This is a genomic window from Klebsiella sp. K47, assembly GCF_051858335.1.
GTDB classification, from domain to species: domain Bacteria; phylum Pseudomonadota; class Gammaproteobacteria; order Enterobacterales; family Enterobacteriaceae; genus Klebsiella; species Klebsiella pneumoniae.
The window spans coordinates 1-218 of record NZ_JBPYUI010000496.1 but is presented as its reverse complement, the minus strand read 5'-3'; the positions used below and the strand labels follow the sequence as shown (position 1 = coordinate 218).

The 218-nt window shown below is 67.4% G+C and carries 1 pseudogene; it reads left to right on the top strand.

Annotation, left to right across the window (positions count from 1 at the left end):
- Nucleotides 1-218: pseudogene (locus RRF55_RS28950) on the top strand (amino acid ABC transporter permease); the annotation flags it as partial.

Below are 218 nucleotides of genomic sequence, written 5' to 3'. Positions count from 1 at the left end.
CGCTGCTGGTCAGCGTCGGCCTGGGCCTGCTCGGCGCCAGCGCCAAGCTCTCCGCGCTGCCGCTGCTACGCATCCCCGCGCAGCTCTACACCACGCTGATCCGCGGGGTGCCCGACCTGGTGCTGATGCTGTTGATCTTCTACAGCCTGCAGACCGGGCTCACCAGCCTGACCGACGCCATGGAGTGGGACTACATCGAGATCAACCCCTTCGCTGCC